Origin of the sequence: Pseudomonas sp. BIGb0164 (assembly GCF_024810135.1) — a bacterium.
Taxonomy (GTDB): Bacteria; Pseudomonadota; Gammaproteobacteria; order Pseudomonadales; family Pseudomonadaceae; genus Aquipseudomonas.
In genome coordinates this window covers 799,173-819,815 of the sequence record NZ_JANUEA010000002.1, presented here as the reverse complement: position 1 = coordinate 819,815, position 20,643 = coordinate 799,173, and the positions used below count along the sequence as shown (strand labels likewise).

16 protein-coding genes, 1 tRNA gene and 1 pseudogene are annotated in these 20,643 nt (G+C 61.2%); 9 read left to right on the top strand and 9 right to left on the bottom strand.

The genetic code is table 11. The annotated features are described in order from the left end of the window. Positions 1-7 precede the first annotated feature (7 nt). Complete coding sequence (locus M2394_RS07725; protein ID WP_259172013.1) at positions 8-3,145, top strand: CusA/CzcA family heavy metal efflux RND transporter; 3,138 nt, start codon at positions 8-10, stop codon at positions 3,143-3,145. 128 nt (positions 3,146-3,273) lie between these two features. Here the strand turns inward: M2394_RS07725 and M2394_RS07720 are convergent, their stop codons facing one another. The 3 genes from M2394_RS07720 to M2394_RS07710 form a co-directional block, all read right to left on the bottom strand. Continuing rightward, the gene (locus M2394_RS07720) at positions 3,274-4,656 is read right to left on the bottom strand and encodes a heavy metal sensor histidine kinase (RefSeq protein WP_259172012.1); all 1,383 of its coding nucleotides are present in this window, start codon (positions 4,654-4,656) and stop codon (positions 3,274-3,276) included. Then, positions 4,653-5,327, bottom strand: coding sequence for a heavy metal response regulator transcription factor (locus M2394_RS07715; RefSeq protein ID WP_178919263.1), 675 nt, complete (start codon positions 5,325-5,327; stop codon positions 4,653-4,655). Before M2394_RS07715 ends, M2394_RS07720 begins: the two co-directional genes overlap by 4 nt. 340 nt (positions 5,328-5,667) lie before the next feature. After that, positions 5,668-6,987 carry an OprD family porin gene (locus tag M2394_RS07710; RefSeq protein WP_259172011.1) on the bottom strand — a complete coding sequence of 440 codons (1,320 nt, stop codon included), beginning with the start codon at positions 6,985-6,987 and terminating at the stop codon, positions 5,668-5,670. Positions 6,988-7,212: 225 nt separating this feature from the next. On the opposite strand from M2394_RS07710, the gene M2394_RS07705 reads away from it, so the two are divergent. The 4 genes and pseudogenes from M2394_RS07705 to M2394_RS07695 all read left to right on the top strand — a co-directional run bounded on the left by M2394_RS07705 (position 7,213) and on the right by M2394_RS07695 (position 9,596). Further along, entirely contained in the window at positions 7,213-7,545 is a 333-nt protein-coding gene (locus tag M2394_RS07705; protein ID WP_259172010.1) for a DUF2790 domain-containing protein, read from the top strand. A gap of 105 nt (positions 7,546-7,650) precedes the next feature. Next, positions 7,651-8,427, top strand: a pseudogene (locus M2394_RS30465) (PAS domain-containing protein); the annotation flags it as partial. Between the two features lie 108 nt (positions 8,428-8,535). Then, on the top strand, positions 8,536-8,967 hold the full coding sequence (locus tag M2394_RS30460) for a methyl-accepting chemotaxis protein (protein ID WP_371319329.1): 432 nt from the start codon (positions 8,536-8,538) through the stop codon (positions 8,965-8,967). 53 nt (positions 8,968-9,020) lie between these two features. Continuing rightward, on the top strand, positions 9,021-9,596 hold the full coding sequence (locus M2394_RS07695) for a flavin reductase family protein (protein ID WP_259172009.1): 576 nt from the start codon (positions 9,021-9,023) through the stop codon (positions 9,594-9,596). Positions 9,597-9,786: 190 nt separating this feature from the next. Here M2394_RS07695 and M2394_RS07690 read toward each other — a convergent pair whose 3' ends face one another. Then, positions 9,787-10,596: an AraC family transcriptional regulator gene (locus tag M2394_RS07690; RefSeq protein WP_259172008.1), complete on the bottom strand. Its 810-nt coding sequence runs from the start codon at positions 10,594-10,596 to the stop codon at positions 9,787-9,789. Positions 10,597-10,734: 138 nt separating this feature from the next. Here M2394_RS07690 and M2394_RS07685 point away from each other — a divergent pair, with 138 nt between their 5' ends. Together M2394_RS07685 and ddlA are read left to right on the top strand one after the other, a co-directional pair. Next, positions 10,735-11,373 (top strand): LysE family translocator, encoded by a 639-nt coding sequence (locus tag M2394_RS07685; protein WP_178919257.1) that lies wholly within the window; start codon positions 10,735-10,737, stop codon positions 11,371-11,373. Positions 11,374-11,417: 44 nt separating this feature from the next. Then, positions 11,418-12,512, top strand: coding sequence for a D-alanine--D-alanine ligase (gene ddlA / locus M2394_RS07680; protein WP_178919255.1), 1,095 nt, complete (start codon positions 11,418-11,420; stop codon positions 12,510-12,512). A gap of 87 nt (positions 12,513-12,599) precedes the next feature. Here the strand turns inward: ddlA and ggt are convergent, their stop codons facing one another. From ggt to M2394_RS07655, 5 genes are all read right to left on the bottom strand, one after another. Then, positions 12,600-14,429, bottom strand: coding sequence for a gamma-glutamyltransferase (ggt, locus tag M2394_RS07675; protein WP_259172007.1), 1,830 nt, complete (start codon positions 14,427-14,429; stop codon positions 12,600-12,602). Positions 14,430-14,465: 36 nt separating this feature from the next. After that, the gene (locus M2394_RS07670; RefSeq protein ID WP_259172006.1) at positions 14,466-15,245 is read right to left on the bottom strand and encodes a PhzF family phenazine biosynthesis protein; all 780 of its coding nucleotides are present in this window, start codon (positions 15,243-15,245) and stop codon (positions 14,466-14,468) included. A 131-nt stretch (positions 15,246-15,376) separates the two neighbouring features. Beyond that, entirely contained in the window at positions 15,377-16,210 is an 834-nt protein-coding gene (locus M2394_RS07665) for an EamA family transporter (RefSeq protein WP_178919252.1), read from the bottom strand. Positions 16,211-16,332: 122 nt separating this feature from the next. Continuing rightward, positions 16,333-16,409, bottom strand: a tRNA-Met gene (locus tag M2394_RS07660). A 241-nt stretch (positions 16,410-16,650) separates the two neighbouring features. Continuing rightward, positions 16,651-17,202: an RNA polymerase sigma factor gene (locus tag M2394_RS07655; protein ID WP_178919303.1), complete on the bottom strand. Its 552-nt coding sequence runs from the start codon at positions 17,200-17,202 to the stop codon at positions 16,651-16,653. A 262-nt stretch (positions 17,203-17,464) separates the two neighbouring features. On the opposite strand from M2394_RS07655, the gene sctW reads away from it, so the two are divergent. Together sctW and sctV are read left to right on the top strand one after the other, a co-directional pair. After that, complete coding sequence (gene sctW / locus M2394_RS07650; protein ID WP_178919251.1) at positions 17,465-18,532, top strand: type III secretion system gatekeeper subunit SctW; 1,068 nt, start codon at positions 17,465-17,467, stop codon at positions 18,530-18,532. Continuing rightward, positions 18,529-20,622 carry a type III secretion system export apparatus subunit SctV gene (gene sctV / locus M2394_RS07645; protein WP_178919250.1) on the top strand — a complete coding sequence of 698 codons (2,094 nt, stop codon included), beginning with the start codon at positions 18,529-18,531 and terminating at the stop codon, positions 20,620-20,622. Before sctW ends, sctV begins: the two co-directional genes overlap by 4 nt. Positions 20,623-20,643 lie beyond the last annotated feature (21 nt).

Genomic DNA, 20,643 nt, shown 5'->3' with positions numbered 1-20,643 from the left:
ATTCCCCATGTTTGAACGCCTTATCCAATTTGCCATCGAGCAGCGCATCATCGTGCTGCTGGGGGTGCTATTGATGGCCGGTGTCGGCATCGCCTGCTATCAGAAGTTGCCCATCGACGCGGTGCCCGACATCACCAACGTGCAGGTGCAGATCAACTCCGCAGCGGCCGGTTACTCGCCGCTGGAAACCGAACAGCGCATCACCTTTCCCATCGAAACCGCCATGGCCGGGCTGCCGGGCTTGCAGCAGACCCGTTCGCTGTCGCGCTCCGGGCTGTCCCAGGTTACGGTGATTTTCAAAGACGGCACCGACCTGTTCTTCGCCCGCCAGTTGGTCAACGAGCGCCTGCAAGTGGCCCACGAGCAGTTGCCCGACGGTATCGAAACCGCCATGGGGCCGGTTTCTACAGGCCTCGGTGAAATTTTCCTGTGGACGGTGGAGGCTAAGGAGGGCGCGCTCAAGGACGACGGCACGCCCTACACCCCGACTGACCTGCGGGTGATCCAGGACTGGATCATCAAGCCGCAACTGCGCAACGTGCCGGGCGTGGCCGAGATCAATACCATCGGCGGTTTCGCCAAGGAGTATCAGATCGCCCCCGACCCCAAGCGCCTGGCGGCCTACAACCTGACCTTGGGCGATCTGGTCACGGCGCTGGAGCGTAACAACGCCAACGTCGGCGCCGGGTATATCGAGCGCAGCGGCGAACAGTTGTTGATCCGCGCGCCGGGGCAAGTGGCGTCTGTCGACGACATTGCCAATATCGTGATCACCACCTCGGACGGCACGCCGATTCGTGTGCGTAATGTGGCACAGGTCGACATCGGCCGTGAGTTGCGCACAGGGGCGGCCACCGAAAACGGCCGGGAAGTGGTGCTGGGCACGGTGTTCATGCTGATCGGCGAAAACAGCCGCACGGTGTCCCAGGCGGTGGCGAAAAAACTTGAGGAGGTCAACCGTTCGCTGCCTGAAGGCGTGGTGGCGGTCACCGTGTACGACCGCACCCACCTGGTGGAAAAAGCTATCGCCACCGTGAAGAAAAACCTCTTCGAAGGCGCGTTGCTGGTGGTGGCGGTGTTGTTCCTGTTCCTGGGCAACATTCGTGCGGCACTGATCACCGCGATGGTGATTCCGCTGGCGATGCTGTTCACCTTTACCGGGATGTTCACCAACAAAGTCAGCGCCAACCTGATGAGCCTGGGCGCGCTGGACTTCGGCATCATCGTCGACGGCGCGGTGGTGATTGTCGAAAACGCCATTCGCCGCCTGGCCCATGCGCAACAACGTCACGGGCGCTTGCTGACGCGCAGCGAACGCCTGCACGAAGTGTTCGCGGCCGCCAAGGAAGCGCGGCGTGCGCTGATCTTCGGACAACTGATCATCATGGTGGTGTACCTGCCGATCTTCGCCCTCACCGGCGTGGCCGGGAAGATGTTTCATCCGATGGCGTTCACCGTGGTGATCGCCTTGTTCGGCGCGATGATCTTGTCGGTGACCTTCGTGCCGGCGGCCATTGCGCTGTTCGTCACCGGCAAGGTCAAGGAAGAAGACAACGGGGTAATGCGCACCGCACGTCGCACCTATGCGCCGGTGCTCGACTGGGTGATGGCGCGCCGTCCGCTGGTGTTCGGGTTGGCGGTGTTGACCATCGTGGGTTCGGGCTGGGTCGCCAGTCGCATGGGCAGCGAGTTTATCCCCAGCCTCAGCGAAGGCGACTTCGCCCAGCAAGCCCTGCGCGTACCCGGCACCAGCCTCACGCAATCGGTGCAGATGCAGCAGCAACTGGAAAAAACCTTGATGGCCCAGGTGCCGGAAATCGAGCGAGTGTTTGCGCGCACCGGCACGGCGGAAATTGCCTCGGACCCCATGCCGCCGAACATTTCCGACAGCTACGTGATGCTCAAGCCGAAGGACCAATGGCCGGACCCGAAAAAGTCCCGCGAAGCCCTGATCGCCGATATCCAACGGGCCAGTGCGATTGTGCCAGGCAGTGCGTATGAACTGTCGCAGCCGATCCAGTTGCGCTTCAACGAGCTGATTTCCGGGGTGCGCAGCGATGTGGCGGTGAAGGTATTTGGTGATGACATGGCGGTGCTGAACAAGACGGCTGCCGAGATCGCCGAGACCTTGCAAACCCTCAATGGCGCCTCGGAAGTGAAGGTGGAGCAGACGTCCGGCTTGCCGGTGCTGACCATCAATATCGACCGCGACAAGGCCGCGCGTTTTGGCCTGAATGTGGGCGATGTGCAGGACACCATTGCCGTCGCCGTCGGCGGGCGCCAGGCCGGCACGCTGTACGAAGGCGATCGCCGATTCGACATGGTCGTGCGTTTGTCCGACGCGTTGCGCACCGACATCGATGGTTTGTCGCGGTTGTTGATCCCGGTACCGGCGTTGGCCGGCAATGCCTCGGGGCAATTGGGGTTTATTGCGTTGTCCCAGGTGGCCAGCCTGGACCTGGTGCTTGGCCCCAATCAGATCAGCCGCGAGAACGGCAAGCGCCTGGTGATCGTCAGCGCCAACGTGCGTGGGCGTGACATCGGCTCGTTTGTCGAGGAGGCCGAGGCGGCCATTACCGCGCAAGTTAACGTGCCGGCCGGTTACTGGACCAGCTGGGGCGGCCAGTTCGAACAGTTGAAAGAAGCGTCCGAGCGTTTGCGCATTGTGGTGCCGGTCGCCTTGCTGCTGGTGTTCGGGTTGCTGTTCATGATGTTCAACAACCTCAAGGATGGGTTGCTGGTGTTCACCGGCATTCCGTTCGCGTTAACCGGTGGTGTCATGGCGCTGTGGCTGCGGGACATTCCGCTGTCGATCTCGGCGGGGGTGGGGTTTATCGCGTTGTCCGGCGTGGCGGTGCTCAACGGGCTGGTGATGATTGCGTTTATCCGCAACCTGCGCGAGGAAGGGCGTTCATTGTCGGCGGCGATCCATGAAGGGGCGTTGACACGCTTGCGCCCGGTGCTGATGACGGCACTGGTGGCGTCCCTCGGGTTCATCCCCATGGCGCTGGCCACTGGCACCGGCGCCGAAGTGCAGCGCCCGCTGGCGACGGTGGTGATCGGCGGCATCATCTCTTCCACCTTGCTGACCTTGCTGGTGCTGCCGGCCCTCTACCAATGGGCACATCGCAAAGAGGAGTCATGAAAACACTGTGGACAAAATGTGGGAGCTGGCTTGCCTGCGATGCAGGCACCTCGGTGTCTCCGTTGCAGTGCGGTGATGCTATCGCAGGCAAGCCAGCTCCCACCCGAAGCACAACAGAAGATGCTGATTTATAGGGGGAAGACCAGCCGGAACAACGTGAAGCCTCCAGGCAGGCTGCGCACATCAGCCTGGCCCTGGTGCAGGCTCATGATCGAACGCACGATGGCCAGTCCCAGACCGGTGCCGCCTTCGGTGCGTGCACGGCTGCTGTCGACACGGTAGAAGCGCTCGAACAGGTGAGGCAAATGTTGCGCTTCAATCCCCGGGCCCGGGTTGCTCACGGACACTGAAGCGTGGTTGCCATAGGCCTCCACCAGCAACGAAATGTTCGAGCCTTGTGGCGTGTGGCGGATGGCATTGGACAGCAAGTTGGAAAGCGCGCGCTGGATCATCAGGCGGTCGCCTTGCACCTGGGCATCGCCGCTCAAGGTCAGGGTCAACTGCTTGTCCTCGGCGCTCAGGGCGAACAACGCCATCACCCGGTGGGCTTCGTCGGCCAGTGACACGGCGGTGAACGAAGCCCGTGCGGCGGGGTGGCTGACCTGGGCCAGGAACAGCATGTCGGAGACGATGCGCGCCAGGCGCTCCAGCTCTTCGGTGTTGGATTCAAGCACCGCCTTGTATTCCTCAGGCGGTCGCTGGCGCGACAGCGTCACCTGGGCCTTGCCCATCAGGTTGGTCAGGGGCGCACGCAGTTCGTGGGCGAGGTCATCGGAGAATTGCGAGAGCTGCTGCACCCCGGCGTCCAGGCGCTTGAGCATCACGTTGAAACCCTGCGCCAGCTCACCCAGCTCCTGCGGCAAGTTGTCGACGGACAGGCGATGGGTCAGGTCCTGGGTGGTGACCTTGGCCGCGACCTGGCTGAATTGCTTCAACGGCGCCAACCCACGTTGTACCAACCACCAGGCGCCCATGCCGATCAGGATCAGCAGCATCGGCAAGGCGATCACCGTGGCGCGCAGGTAGGCACTGAGCAAGGCCTGGTCGTCCATGCGGTCCAGGGACAGCACCACGCGCACCCGTTCGCCACTGGCCAGGCGCATCAGGCTTGAGGCACTCAGGACTTGGTTGCCGTAGCTGTCTTCCCAATTGAGATAACCGAGAGTGTCGCGATGGGCATAGTCAGTCAGCAACGGCTGCTGAGGCTTGGCTCCGACACTCAGCAACACGCGGTCATCCGGCGCGGTAGCGACGATGGTCAGGTAGAAATTGTCATGACCGATTACCAGGTCCATCAGCGAGTGCGGTCGGCCGCGAATGGCGTCGGTGTCCAGGCCTTGGGCGAGGCTGTGCTGGATCTGCTCCATCTTGCTCTCCAGGCCCTTGCGCGCGAGTTTTTCCAGCTCGTGGCTGAGCGCCACGTAGGCCAGGGTCGCCAACAGCAACACCAGGCCTGCGCCCATCAGGCTCACGGTCAGCCCCAGGCGCATCGACAGGCTGCCGGTCCTCATGGGCGCGCCTCCAACACGTAGCCCACGCCACGGATGGTGTGGATCAGCTTGACCTCGCTCTGGTCGTCCACCTTGGCCCGCAGGCGGCTGATGGAGACCTCCACCACGTTGGTGTCGCAGTCGAAATTCATGTCCCACACCAGCGAGATGATCTGTGTACGGGTCAGCACTTCACCGGCCTGGCGCATCAACACCTGGAGCAGGGCGAATTCCTTGGTGGTCAGGTCGATGCGCCGTGTGCCGCGATAGGCGCGGTGGCGGCGCGGGTCCAGTTCCAGGTCCGACACGCAGAACACTTCGGGCTGCGGGATGTGTTCGCTGCGTCGCAATAAAGTGCGCACCCGCGCGAGCAATTCGGGAAATTCGAAGGGCTTGACCAGGTAGTCGTCGGCGCCCATGTCCAGGCCTTTGATCTTGTCGTCCAGGCGGCCACGGGCGGTGAGCATCATCACGCGCTGGGTGCCGTTGCGGCGCAATTGTTCCAGCACTTGCCAGCCATCCTTGCCGGGCAGGTTGACGTCTAGGATCACCAGTTCGTAAGCGTGCTGCCCGGCCAGGTGCAGGCCGTCGATGCCATTGGTGGCGCAGTCGACCACATAGCCGCTTTCGCTGAGGCCTTGTTGCAGGTAAGCGGCGGTTTTTTGCTCGTCCTCAACCACAAGGATACGCATGGGGATTGACCTTTTTCGCAATGAGAAGGGGGATCCATTTCCTTATGGAGGGTGTTGCCGGGGAGTCGCAGACTCTGAACCGTGAAGTAACTTCAGGGTCAACTGCGACCATCGGTCGCAACTAAAGTGAACAGCCAAAAAAAACGCCCCAGTGGGGCGCTAAAAATCCATCTCTTTCCAAAGGAGCTACACAAAAGCTTCAGAGATGAATGTGCTCGGTGTTGCCAGTTGAGGCCAGTCTACGAAGTTCAACTTAACAAGAAGGTGAGGCCAATATTACAGTTTTGATAACTGGCAATTTGTGAACAGATGTTAGTCAAGCGCGAACGAATGTAATGAGTCAGAGAAGGGTCATGGGGTATTCGGCAATCACGCGCACTTCTTCCAAGTCTGACTCGAATACACTGGAACGCACCGTGGCCTGGCGCAAACGCAGCGACAAGTCTTTCAAGTTGCCACTTTGCACCACGTACTTGGCTTCGATATCACGTTCCCAACGACGTTGATCGGTCAGCGGGTTGCCCGCCCCGTCGCGGCGCATGTACACCGCGTTGGCGTTGCTGTAGTCGGCGCCGGTGCCCTTGCCGTAGCGGGTCATGAACGACAGGCCGGGAATGCCGAACGCCTGCATGTCCAGGTCGTAGCGCACCATCCACGAACGCTCCTTGGGTGAGTTGAAGTCGCTGTACTGGATCGAGTTGTTGAGGAAGATCGAGTCTGACTGGCGCAGGTAATCAAAATCGTCGTCACCGTTGTTGCGCTGGTGCGACACGGCCACGCTGTGGGCGTCGACCTTCACCCCGACCCTGGCACTCCAGATGCTGTTGTCGAATTCACCCAGCCGCTTCTTGCCCTCATCCACGGCCTTGTAATAGTTGACGTCGCCGAACAGCGAGACGTCTTCGTTCAGCGGGTAGCTGGCGGCGCTCCCCAGGTAATACTGATCCCAGGCGTCCTTGAGGCGGCTGCTGTACAGGCTCAGGCTGAGGTGCTTGTTCACCGTGTAATCGCCGCCGAAATAGCCGATCCAGGGCGAGTCGACCTTGCCTGCATAGAACGTTGCAAAGCCGTTGTTCATGCCACTTTCATTGGGCTGGCTCATGCCGCTCAAACGGCCACCTTGCAGGCTCAGGCCTTCGACGCTGGTGTTTTGCGCGGTCACGCCACGAAAGCTTTCGGGCAATAGGCGCGAGTCGCCGTAGGCCACCACCGGCGTGACTGGGAACACGTCGCCGGCCTTGATCACGGTGTCGAGTACACGCAGTTTTGCGGCGCCGCCGACTTTGCTGTAGCCGGTTTCCGGATGGTCTTCGCTGTCCACCGGCAACACGCCGAACGAACCCTTGCCGCCGCTGCGACCGGTGCCCGAATCGAGCTTGAGGCCGTACAGGGCAAATGCGTCCAGGCCAAACCCCACCGTGCCTTGGGTAAAGCCCGATTCGAACTTGCCGATCAACCCCTGTGCCCAGGCTTCGGAATAGCCATTGCCGGTAGGGCTGGACTGGCCCTTGCGGTCATCGCGGTTGAAGTAAAAATTGCGCGCCAGCACATTCAGGCTGCTGCCTTCGATAAAGCCTTCGGGCTTGTCTTCCACAGCCACGGCGGCCAGGGGCAATGCGGCAATCAATGAAAAGGGAAGGGTGTAATACACAGTGCTCATGTTGCGCTCCTCGGTAGTGGCAGTGTTCAGCTTCTTATGGAGGTGGGCGTTCTTATTGATCTGGCCCGGGCTGATAGTTGCAAACCGCAGATAACGGCGAAGTGGCACGAACATTACAATTCTGGAAACTAACTTCCATCTAACAAATAAGTAATGTTCTGGTGAACATGGCGTCAGGGTTCGCTGTTTATTCTCGGTACTGAACTTTAAGTCGAGGAACACGTGATGAACTTTTATAAACTTGGCCTGGGTGTACTGGCTGTGGTGTTGTCATTCAGTGCAGTAGCCGAGGGCGGTGGTGATCGCACCTTTGCCTTGATGATGGAGCGCAATGAAAAAGCGATGGCCGACTATGCCAACCGGGTCGGCAAGCCGGTGCCTGAAGTGCAGGCGTACCGCTACGGCATGAAGCTGGACATTGCCAAGGTGGTCAACGTCACGCCGCCGATCCGTTCGTGCAATCCGGTGCCGTCGCGCATGACCTATGAAGACTCCAGCGGCAAGCTCAATACCCTTGAATATCAGGTGATGGGCGTATGCCGAAATAACGGTGGTTAATGGATCCAAAAAATCAGTGGGGTACTGCAAAAAAAGCGCTTCAGAAAACGCCGGCAGCGCCGATGCAGGTCAGATCCTCCTCCCTATTTGACCCATCGGTGCCCCATGTTCAACACCCGTTTGAAGCAGGAGCTGTCGGCTCTTCGCGAAGAATTGTCCAGCTTGCAGCAGGTCAAGGAGAGCCTGGAAAGCGAAATGCTGTGCCTGACGCTGGATGCTGACGGCCGTGTTGAGTGGGCCAATGCCAATTTCCTGCAGGAACTGGCTTACCAATCCGGCAGCATCGTGGGGCGCCCCATCGAAGACCTCGTGCCGGCGCATGTGCGTCAGGACGAATTTCAAAAGCGCTTCAAGAATGCCCTGGTGCGCGGTGAACACTTCGCCGGCACCGTGCGCCTGATGCGTGGCAATGGCCAGGAAGCCTGGCTGCGTTCGATCGTGCAGCCGGTGCGCAGCTCGGATGGGCGCATCAAGCATTTCTCGATCTACTCCAGTGACCTCACCCGCACCATCGAGGCATCGCGCGAGCATGAAAACCTGATCACTGCGCTGGTGCGCTCCACCGCTGTCATCGAGTTCGACCTCGGCGGCCACGTGCTCACCGCCAACGACCGTTTCCTGGGCGGCATGGGTTACAGCCTGGCGCAGATCCAGGGCAAACATCACCGCATGTTCTGCGAACCGGAGGAGTACAACAGCGCCGAGTACCAGCACTTCTGGAAGCGCCTGAATGCCGGAGAGTTCGTGGCGGCGCGCTTCAAGCGTGTGGACAGCCGTGGTAACACCGTGTGGTTGGAAGCCACCTACAACCCGGTCATGGATGCCACCGACCGGTTGTACAAAGTGGTCAAGTTCGCCACCGTGATCACCGACCAGGTCAACCGGGAACAAGCGGTTGCCGAGGCCGCCAATATCGCCTACAGCACGTCGCTGCAAACCGACAACAGCGCCCAGCGCGGCACCACCGTGGTGACCCAGGCGGTGGATGTGATGCGTGACCTGGCCAAGCACATGCAACAGGCGGGCGAAGGGATCGAGGCGCTCAACGACCAATCCCAGGTGATCGGCACCATCGTCAAGACCATCAGCGGCATTGCCGAACAAACCAACCTGCTGGCGCTCAACGCGGCCATCGAAGCGGCCCGCGCCGGCGAGCAGGGGCGCGGTTTTGCGGTGGTGGCCGATGAGGTTCGCCAGTTGGCCTCGCGTACCAGCAAGGCCACCGAGGAGATTGTCGGCGTGGTGCGCCAGAACCAGGACATGGCCCGCGATGCCGTGGCCCTGATGACCGACGGCCGCCTGCAGGCCGAGCAAGGCCTGGCCCTGGCGGCCGAGGCGGGCACCGTGATCGTGGAGATTCAGGACGGTGCGCAGAAGGTGGTCAGCGCCGTGGGGCAATTCGCCAATCAGCTGTCGAGCTGAACGTAGGGCTCAGGTATCGTAGGCTTCTTTCCTGCTTGATGAGCCGACCGTCCATGAGCCCTACCCACCGTCGCCCCGTTCCGCTGTCCAAGGCCTACCGCTTGCTCAACCACGGGCCGACCGTGCTGGTGAGCGCTGCGCACGAGGGCCGGCGCAATATCATGGCCGCTGCCTGGGCCATGCCGCTGGATTTCGAGCCGCCCAAAGTCGCGGTGGTGCTGGATAAGTCCACCTGGACCCGCCAATTGCTCGAAGGCGCCGGCACCTTTGTGCTGCAAGTCCCGTGCGTGGCCCAGGCCGACCTGGTGCAGACGGTCGGCAACACCAGCGGGGCTGATATCGATAAGTTCACCGCCTACGGCCTGCAGACCTTCCAGGGTGAACACACCGAAGCCCCGTTGTTGGAAGGCTGCGTGGCCTGGCTGGAATGCCGCCTGCTGCCCGAGCCCCACATCCAGCAGTCCTACGACCTGTTTCTGGGCGAAGTGGTCGCGGCCTATGCCGACGAGCGCGTGTTCAGCGAGGGGCATTGGCATTTCGAAGGGCAGGACCCGTTGCGTACCTTGCACCACATTGCGGGCGGAAATTTCCTGACCATCGGTGAGCCGATTACCGGCCGCCAGTTGTAGGCCTTACCCCTCGGTGTAAAGCCGGGCCAAAACCAAATGTGGGAGCGGGCTTGCTGTTGCGAGCAAGCTTGCTTGCGCTGGGGTGCGAAGCGCCCCCAAAACGCCGGCTCCAGCTGCGCTGTCGAGCGGGAGCAAGCTCCCTCGCCACAGCAAGCCCCACATGTTTTGACCGCGTTTTCAACAGCGGCCCTCAGCGTCCGAGCATTTTTACCCAGCGCGACGGCGGCATGCCGTAGGTGCTGCGAAATTGCCGGGTCATGTGGCTCTGGTCGGTAAAGCCGGCCGTCATCGCCGCATCCACCAACGATTGGCCTTGGGCCAGCAGGCTGCGCACCAGGTCCAGGCGGCGCATGGTCAGGTAGCGGTAGGGACTGGTGCCGAACAGCAGGCGAAAATCCCGCGACAACGCCCAACGGTCGCGGCCGGCGTGGTCGGCCATTTCTTCCAGGGTGATGCTGCGGCCCAGGGCGCTGTGGATAAATTCCCGGGCGCGCTCGGCGGCCACGTAATCGAAGCTCTTGCGACTGACGATCCCCCCCGAGACATTGCTCAGTGCGTGAGCCAGGTCGAACAGGGCGTCCTGTTCCTGCAGCGGGTCGATGGGGTTGTCCAGGTTCTGCAGCAGCACTTCGCTGGCGCGAAACAGCCTGGGGTCGGTGGACAGGCCATTGGGGATGAACGGCAGCGGCTTGCCGCCGAGGATCTGCTGGATCAGCGAGGGCTCGACGTAAATCATCCGGTACTTGAAGCCTTCCTCGCTGCCGGCGTGACCGTCGTGGGTTTCATCCGGGTGGAGCACCATGGTCGTGCCGGGCACGCTGTGGACCATGTCGCCGCGATAGTGAAAGCTCTGCACGCCGGACAAGGTCCGCCCGATGGCGTAGGTGTCGTGGCGGTGCGGGTCGAAGGCGAAGCCGGCAAAGTATGCCTCGATGCGGTCCAGGCCACTGGCGTGTGGCGCGCGGTGCAGCCAGTCGAGGGAGCGTGTGGGGTGGCCCATGGTGGCTTGTCACAAAAAAGAGGTGGAAACACGTTAACCCAGTCTGCATTCCTTGTCTGCCGGGGTCTTGTACGATTGTGCAGGGGTGGGGCGGGGCCTATGATCGCGGCGCATGTGTTGCGTTGATGGAGCTGCCCCATGGATTTTTTCAAGCTTGCTTACCTGGCCCCACTGGTTTCATTGGGCTTGCTCTGGATCGTTGCCGTCGTCACCCCAGGGCCGAACTTCTTCAATATCGCCCAACTGGCCGCCAACGGCTCGCGCCGCCATGGCGTGGCGGCTTCGGCCGGCGTGGCCTCGGGCACGATCCTGTGGGGGCTGGCAGGTGGGTTGGGGATCAAGTCGCTGTTCACCGCCGCGCCCATGCTGTACCTGGCCTTCAAGATTGTCGGCGGCTGCTACCTGATCTACTTGGGGCTCAAGCTGTTCAAGCGTTCGGCGCCGGCCGCCGGCTCGGACCTGTTGCCGAATGAGCCTCGGCGCTCGATGTTTTCAGCCTGGCGCCTGGGGCTGCTTGGCAACGTCTCCAACCCCAAGTCGGCGTTGTTTGTCGCGACGATCTTTGCGTCGACCATGCCGCCCTCACCGTCGCCGATGTTGTTGACCCTGGCAGTGACCGTCATGGCCACCTTGTCGTTCAGTTGGTACTGCGCCGTGGCGTTGGTGTTTTCCAGTGAGCGCATGGCCAACCTCTACAGCCGTTCGCGCAAGTGGCTCGACCGCTTTGCCGGTGGCTGCTACGTGTTGTTCGGCGCACACCTGGTAGCGAGCCGCTGACCTGCCATGGTAAGAAGCCTTACTTTCAACAGTGAGGCTGGGTCATGAGCAAGGTGCGGGTAGGTATTATTTTTGGTGGCCGTTCGGCTGAGCACGAAGTCTCGCTGCAGTCGGCGCGCAACATTGTCGACGCCCTCGACCGCACACGTTTCGAGCCGGTGCTGATCGGTATCGACAAGGCCGGCCACTGGCACCTCAACGACACCTCGAACTTCCTGATCAATCAGGAAAACCCGGCCTTGATCGCCCTCAACCAGTCCAACCGTGAATTGGCGGTGGTGCCCGGCAAGGCCAGCCAGCAGGTGGTGGAAACCACCGGTAACGGCTTGCTCGAACATATCGACGTGATCTTCCCGATCGTCCACGGCACCCTGGGCGAAGACGGTTGCCTGCAAGGCCTGCTGCGCATGGCCGACCTGCCTTTTGTCGGCTCTGATGTGCTGGGCTCGGCGGTGTGCATGGACAAGGACATCAGCAAGCGCCTGCTGCGTGATGCGGGCATTGCCGTCACGCCGTTCATCACCCTGACCCGTGGCAACGCGGCGCGCACGTCCTTTGACAGGGCGGTGGATAAGCTCGGTTTGCCAATGTTCGTCAAACCCGCCAACCAGGGTTCATCGGTAGGCGTGAGCAAAGTCGGCAACGAAACCGAATACCTGGTTGCCGTTGAACTGGCGTTGGGCTTTGATGAAAAAGTGCTGGTGGAGTCGGCCGTGCAGGGCCGTGAAATCGAATGCGCCGTGCTGGGCAACGACAACCCCATCGCCAGTGGCTGCGGCGAGATTGTGGTGAACAGTGGTTTCTATTCCTACGACAGTAAATACATCGACGCTCAGGCCGCCCAGGTGGTGGTGCCGGCGGACATCAGCCAGGAAGCCAGCGAGCGAATCCGCCGCCTGGCCATCGAGGCCTTTGAAGTGCTGGGTTGCTCCGGCCTGGCGCGGGTCGACGTGTTCCTCACCGAAGACGGTGAAGTGCTGATCAACGAAATCAACTCGCTGCCCGGCTTCACCCGCATCAGCATGTACCCCAAGCTGTGGCAGGCAGCGGGGATGAGCTACAGCGAACTGGTCAGCCGGTTGATCGAGCTGGCGCTGGAGCGACATGCGGGGCGCAAGGGCCTGAAGATCAGCCGCTGACCTGATAAAAAACAATCTGCGCAGGTGAAACCCAGGCCGCCTTCATCGCTACACGGTTTGATCGACGGTTCCCTGTTGATTAACCCGTCAGTCGCCGACCGCTTCGCCTTCGCGCCGAGGGTCGGCTCCGCCGCTCAGCATTGCCTTGCCCTGGGTATCGCGGGTGCGAACGATGGCCTGTATGCCACTGGTCATGTCGATTTCGCTCAACGCGTGTCCCTTGTCCTTGAGCGCTTGTTTCAACGCTGGGCTGAACAGGCCTTGTTCCAGCTCGGTCGCCCCATTGCGGCTGCCGAAATTGGGCAGGCTGATGGCGGCTTGCGGGTCGAGCTTCCAGTCGAGCATTGCCACCAATGATTTGCTGACGTACTCGATGATCTGCGAACCACCGGGCGAGCCCACTGTTGCCAGCAACTCACCACTCTTGCGGTCGAACACCAGCGTCGGCGCCATGGCCGAACGCGGGCGCTTGCCGGGTTCGACACGGTTGGCCACCGGTTGCCCGTTTTCTTGCGGGATGAAGGAAAAGTCGGTCATCTGGTTGTTGAGCAAAAAGCCCTGGACCATCACATGGGCGCCGAACGCCGCTTCCACCGTGGTGGTCATCGACACGGCACCGCCCTGGTCATCCACGGCCACCACTTGCGAGGTGGAGATGCGCAGCGGCGAGCGGTCCGGTGCATAGGCCACCTGGACGCCAGCAGGTGTGCCCGGCTTGGCGATGCCCATGCTGCGTTCGCCGATCAGGCTGGCGCGCTGGGCCAGGTAGCTCGGTGCGACGAGACCGGCGACCGGTACGGGCACGAAGTCAGCATCGGCCACGTACAAACCACGGTCGGCGAACGCCAGTCGACCGGCCTCTGCCAGCAGATGAACAGCCTCAGGCGTCGGTTCAAGGCCGGCAGGTGATGGGCTCTTGACTGGCGTCATCGGCGCGATGGCCAAGCGCGGGTCGCGGGCTTCCAGTGCCTGCAAGGTGCCCAGGATTTGCGCGACTGCGATCCCACCGGAGGACGGCGGCGGCATGCCGCACACCTTCCACTGTTTGTAGTCCGTACATAGTGGTGCGCGTTCCTTGGCGGTGTAGCCCTTGAGGTCCGCCTGGGACAGGCTGCCCGCGTTGCGATGGCCCTGGACCTTGCGCGCGATCTCATCGGCAATCGGCCCGTGGTACAGCGCGTCCGGCCCCTCTTTGGCAATGCGCTTGAACACGGCGGCCAGCGCCGGGTTTTTCAGCAGCGTACCGGTGGCCTTGGGGGTGCCATCGGCGTTCAGAAAATACGCCGCCATGTCGGGCGACTGGTGAATGTAGCGGTCAGCGGCGATCAGCGCGTGCAGGCGCGGGGAAATCGCAAAGCCCTGTTCCGACAAGCGAATCGCCGGCTCAAACAGTTTGGACCATTGCAGGTGCCCGGTTTTCCTGTGCGCCATTTCCAGCGCGCGCAGTACGCCAGGAGTGCCCACCGAGCGCCCGCCGATCTGTGCCTCGGGGAACGCCATGGGCGTGCCGTCGGCCTTCAGGAACAAGCGCTCTGTCGCCCCGGCTGGCGCGGTTTCGCGACCGTCGTAGGCGTGCACGTTTTTCCCGTCCCACAGCATGATGAACGCGCCACCGCCGATACCGGACGACTGCGGCTCCACCAGGGTCAACACCGCCTGCATCGCGATGGCGGCGTCAATCGCCGAGCCGCCCTGGCGCAACATCTCGCGCCCGGCTTCAGCCGCCAGCGGGTTGGCGGCGGCGGCCATGTGGCGCTCGGCATGGCGGGTGGTGAGGTCGGTGCGATAGCCCGAACCCAGTTCCGGTGCCGGTGGCTGTTCGTTGACTGGGGTATGGCAGGCCACCAGGGTGAGGGCTGCTGCAATGACCGACAACTGCCGGCGGGAAATCGATAACACGCGCTGAACTCCGTTCATTTTGAGAATGATCTGTTGTCCTTGGGGTACTGCTTTTTACAGGTAAATCGTGCCTTGCAGGTAGAGCACGGCATGGCCCGAGATGATCACGCGGTCACCCTGGAGCGCGCAACGCAGTTGACCACGGCGCAGTCCGCCTTGTTCTGCCGTGAGTTGCTGCTTGCCCAGGCGTTCGGCCCAGAAAGGGGCGAGGGAGGTGTGGGCGGAGCCCGTCACCGGGTCTTCATTGACGCCTACGTTCGGACCGAACCAGCGGGAAATGAAATCGAACCGCGCGCTTTTGGCGGTCACGGCGACCCCGCGTTTGGGCAAACCCTTGAGGCGGGCAAAATCCGGCGTCAACGCGGCGACCTGCGCTTCATCGTCAAGCAGCACGATGTAGTCATCGGTGGCGAAGACGTCGGCGTTCTCAATCCCCAGTGCGCTCAACAGGCCGGCCGGTGGTTCACACGGTTGGGGCTGCTTGGCCGGGAAATCCATTGCCAGTTCGTCGCCATTGCGCGTGACCCGAAGCTCGCCGCTGCGGGTGGCAAAGCGCAACACCTCGGGTGCATCCGCCAGTTTGTGGATCAGTACCCAGGCGGCGGCAAGCGTGGCGTGGCCGCACAGGTCCACTTCGACTTCGGGGGTGAACCAGCGCAATTCGTAGACCTCGCCACGGGGCACAAAGAAGGCGGTTTCCGAAAGATTGTTTTCGGCGGCGATGTTCTGCAGCTGTTCGCTAGGCAGCCACTCGGTGAGCGGGCAGACGGCTGCCGGGTTGCCACCAAAGGCGTGGCGGCTGAAGGCGTCGACTTGGTAGATGTCCAGTTGCATCGGGGGCACTCCGTGTGGGGGAGGTGGGACACTAACAGCGGTGGCCTGGAGCGTCGCCGTACAGATGGCGTGTTTTTTTGTGCGCATGAGGTTGCTTCAGGGCCGCTTGTCGAGGCGCGCCCAGCGTGGGCTCAGCCCAGCCGCAATACCATCGCCCCGGCGGCGATGATGCAGGCTGCAATCACGCGCACCCGGGTCAGGTGCTCCTTGAGCACCAGGGCCGAGATCACCACGCCGAACAGAATCGACGTTTCCCGCAAGGCCGAAACGGTGGCGATGGGGGCGGCCGTCATCGCCCAGAGTGCCAGGCCGTAGGACGCCACGGTGCCCAGGCCACCGATCACGCCCTGGCGCCAGTAGCGCACACAGTACTGGCCGAACACCGTGCGCTTTGCAGCCAGTGCCCAGGCCGCGAGGGGGATGCCGGTGAGCAGGAAAATCCACAGCGTGTACGCCGCAGGCGCCCCCGACTTGCGTACGCCCAGGCCGTCGACAAGGGTGTAGCCGGCGATCACGCCGGCGTTGACCAGCGCTAACACCAGCCCTTTGCGCTGGCCGCCCGAAGGCGCGACGGCCATGCTCAAGATGCCGCTGGAGATGATGGCAATGCCAGCCCATGCCGCCACCGACAAGGGCTCCGCCAGCAGCAATACACTCACCGCGGCCACCAGCAACGGCGCGGTGCCCCGCATGATCGGGTAGGTCTGGCTCATGTCGGCAATGCGATAGGTCGAGGCGACCAGGACGAAGTAGAGCACCTGCAAGATCACCGACGCCCCAATGAACGGCCAACTTTCTCGCGCTGGTAAAGGGAGAAAGGGAATCACCGCCAAGGCCATCAGCGACGCGACGGACGTGATCATGCAAGTGGTCAGCAGCTTGTCCCCGCCACCCTTGACCACGGCATTCCAGGTGGCATGCAGCACAGCGCCCAGCATGATGACGGCGAACACATCAAGGCTCATGAATCGGGTTTCCTGTCGGGCTCAAGCCAGCAGCGTGGGGATGGACCGCTGCGAGTATGCCCCAGTACTTTTCTCGAGGCATAAAAAAACGGCCTACCTTTCGGTAAGCCGTTTTTAGTACTTGGTGGCTACACAGGGACTTGAACCCCGGACCCCAGCATTATGAATGCTATGCTCTAACCAACTGAGCTATGTAGCCAAGTGGCGCGCATTATTCGCGTAGAACGACAATGCGTCAAGCGTTTATTTTGAATTTTTATCTACGCTTTCAACTGTTTAACCGAAATCATCATTTGAAGCGACGAGCGGCGGGGGCTGACGGTCTCAACCGTCGAGATGTTCGTGCGTGCCTGGACGCCAGGTGATGCGGGAGCGATCGAGGGGGAGGGCTTCCATTGAGCGGGCATCCTTGCCGCCCAATAGTGGCTGATCAGCCAGGTTTACGGAGACAGCGGGTTGTGGGTGACGCGCTTGAGCTGTTCACGCGCTCGTGACAGACGTGAGCGAACGGTACCAATAGGAATGTCCAACACATCAGCGGTGTCCTGGTAGCTGCCGTCGGTTTCCAGCGAGGCATACAGCGTTTTGCGCATCTCCAGGGGCAGGTGATCAATCGCAATCAGGGTTTTCTCCAGTCGACGATTGATTTCAAACTCCCAGTCCAGGTTTCTATTTTCCTCCTGCCCATGCCAAAGCGCTTCGTCGAACTCACAATGCACGGGTTTGGCATACAGGCGCCGGAAGTGGTTGCGGATCAAATTTTGCGCAATTCCGCACATCCAGGTGCTGAGGGTGGCGTTACCGCTGAAACGCTCGCGGTTACGCCAGGCTTCCAGGTAAGTCAGCTGCAGAAGGTCGTCTGCATCCTCAGGGTTGAGCACGCGTTTCTGGATGAAGCGCCGAAGCTTTTTTTGCTGGTCGTCTGTCAGTTGAAGCATGAATTGAGGCGAGCTACCGACGAGGTGCGCTAAAGCTTCAATCGGAATATTCATGATTTTTTCCTCAGGGTAGACACAGTCGAAAGGATGTCGACCGAACCCCTTTTGCATCGCCTGTGCCAAGCGGAAGAAATCACTAACTACTTGATTTTTATATGTAAATATCTTGAATTTAGATGGTTTTGCGCAACGGCTTGCACGAAGCGATCGAGGCTCGTGCAGGTTTTTTCAACCGGGGCGTAATGGTGAATGACGATGGAACCGTTTGGGGGGTGGCTGCCACGAAGGGGTACACTCTTTCAGTACTGGCCTGTCCATGAAAGTCGAATCCAGCAACGACGTCCGAACGATCCAGCATTTGGATCTACCTGTTGTCAGCCCTCCTGCCACGGCGCGTACGCCTGTGAAGGGGGTTGACGAGACGACCCAACTATTCAATCCGGAAGTGGAAGCCCATAGCCGAACGCTGAACCAGCGCGCGTTGGGCGTGCGTGTGCCCCCTGCCGAGAAGCTTGCGCAGTTGTACGAACAATTGGGGCACCCAGCCCAGGCGACCCTGGCGGCCACTTCACGGCGAATCAGGCTGCAATTGCTGCAGCAACCCGGTGTCGACAGGTTGCTCGAAATGACGGGGGGCGATCCGGCACGGGCATTCGTTGTACTCAAGCACGTGGCAGCCCGGGCGGACGCTGAGGTGCGTAAGTCTGAAGCCGCCTTGGCGCGTGCCGCCATTACCAAGCTGGAGGTCCGCTTCAAGGGCGAGATCCAGGCCGGCTTGAATATTGCGGCGGCCTTGCAGGCTGTCGGCGTCGACCCAAAGGAGCGCCAGGCACTTCGTACGCTCTATTACGCGAGTGTCGTTACGCGTCAATCGTTGGCCACGATGATGCAGGCACTGTTGGGCATGTATGGGGGGGCGCGTTTCGGCGTTGGGCTCAAGTTGATGCGCAAAGCCCTGGCGGACGATATCGCGGCCATGGTTTCGTCCATGCCAACGCCTATGTTGCGTACGTTGCTGCAGGGGCTACAAAGCTGCGGGCAACTGAGCGGGGTGCTGGCGGGTTGCCAGGCGTTGACTCAGCGACTTTGCATTGAGCATGACGCGGTAGCCCTGCTGCAAGGCCTGCTGGGTTATGCCGGTAGCGGCATTGAGGCGGGTGAAGTCCTGCGGTTGGGGGATGAGTTGGGGGGTGGGCCGTTGGACCGGCAACTGGTGTCCCTCAATGCTCTTTATCCGTTGTTCCAGCAACTGCCCTTGGCCTTGTGGACCGACAGCCGAACCCGTCAAGAGACCCTGCAGGGCTTTCTGGTGGTGATGGATGAGCTGGATCGCATCCACCGTGGCCCCACGCGCTTTGCCGGTGAGCCGAGGCCACTGGCGTGACCGTGTTATCGGTCATTAACACCCTGTTGCTCAAAGTGGCGCAGCGCGCCGAAGTGTTGGGCGCGGTGGTGGTCTTGGCCATCGTTTTTATCTTTATTGTGCCGCTGCCCACATGGCTGGTGGATATTCTGATCGCCCTCAATATCTGCATTTCATGCCTGTTGATTGTATTGGCGCTTTACTTGCCCGGCCCCCTGGCGTTCTCGTCGTTCCCCTCGATCCTGTTGCTGACCACGATGTTTCGACTGGCGCTCTCGATCGCGACCACGCGCCTTATCCTGTTGGAACAGGACGCCGGCGATATCGTTGAAGCCTTTGGCAATTTTGTGGTGGGGGGCAACCTGGCGGTAGGGATGGTGATCTTCCTGATCCTGACGCTGGTCAACTTTCTGGTGATCACCAAAGGCTCGGAGCGGGTCGCTGAAGTGGCGGCGCGTTTCAGCCTGGACGCGATGCCTGGCAAGCAGATGTCCATCGACAGTGACTTGCGCGCAGGCCTGATCGACGGCGCCCAAGCACGAGACAAGCGCGAGCAGCTGTCCCGCGAGAGCCAGTTGTTCGGCGCCATGGACGGCGCCATGAAGTTCGTCAAGGGTGACGCTATTGCTGGTTTGATCATTGTCGTGGTCAACCTGTTGGGCGGTTTTTCTACGGGCATGTTCCAGCACGGCTTGAGCGCTGCAGACTCGATGGCGCTGTATTCGGTACTGACCATCGGTGACGGTTTGATCGCGCAGATTCCGGCGCTGCTGATCTCCTTGACTGCCGGCATGATCATCACCCGTGTGGCGCCGGATGGGCGTAAGGGCGTCAGTAACATGGGCGCTGAAATTGCTCGGCAAATGACCAGCGAACCCAAGAGTTGGGTGATCGCTTCTGTGGGAATGCTCGTCTTCGCCGCAGTGCCCGGCATGCCAACGGGGGTCTTCATGTTCATCTCGGCGATCACCGGTAGCCTCGGTTATTACCTGGTGCGCCAGCGTCAACGGGAAGCCCAGCCTGCCGCTGAAGCGGGCGAAGCGGTGCGTCCTGAGCAGAATGGCAGCGAGGATCTACGCGGGTTCGACCCGTCGCGGCCTTACCTGTTGCAGTTCTCCCCGGCCCTGCGTGGCACGCCTGAAGTGACGGACCTTATCCACGGGATTCGCCAGGCCCGAAATGCGCTGGTGGCCAATATCGGCCTGACACTGCCGCCATTCGAGGTGGAACTCGATGACTCGCTGGCCACCGATGAAATGCGTTTTTGTGTGCATGAAGTCCCGATGGTCAAGGCCTCGGTGGTCAACTATCTGGCTGTTGAGCGCAAGGCACTGAAGGATGAGCCCGCCCACGGCATACCTGGGTTGGCTGAGCGTGACGAACAGGACTGGATCTGGCTGGCGCCTGATGACCCGCTGCTCGAAGACCCGCAAGTGGAGCGCTTCAGCGCGGCGAGCCTGATCATTGAACGCATGAAGCAGGCGATGATGCTCAGTGGGCCACATTTCCTGGGCATCCAGGAGAGCAAAGCGATCCTCAGTTGGCTGGAGCACAACCAGCCGGAATTGGTGCAGGAGCTACAGCGGATCATGCCACTGTCACGTTTTTCGGCGGTGTTGCAGCGCTTGGCCAGTGAAGGCGTGCCCTTGCGCGCGGTACGGCTGATTGTCGAATCGCTGATCGAGTACGGCCAGCATGAGCGCGAACCTGAGGCACTGGCTGATTACGCTCGTATCGCCCTCAAAGCGCAGATCATGCATCAGTACAGTGAAGCTGATGGCCTGCATGCCTGGTTGCTCTCGCCTCAAACTGAAAGCACGTTGCGGGACGCGCTGCGCCAGACCCAGACCGGTGTCTTCTTTGCGCTCGACGATGAGCACAGCGCAGCCATGATCAACCTGCTCAACCAGGCTTTTACCGTTCGGCCCAAATTCAAGAGTGTGATGCTGGTCGCCCAGGACTTGCGCAGCCCGCTGCGGACATTGCTGCTCGAAGAATTCAACTACGTGCCGGTGCTGTCGTTCGCGGAGCTGGGAAGCAGCTCCAAGGTAAAAGTGCTGGGGCGTTTTGACCTTGCTCAGGTTGATTTGGTGCGCGGGGTACAGGCATGAGCCCGTGGGTATTTACTAATC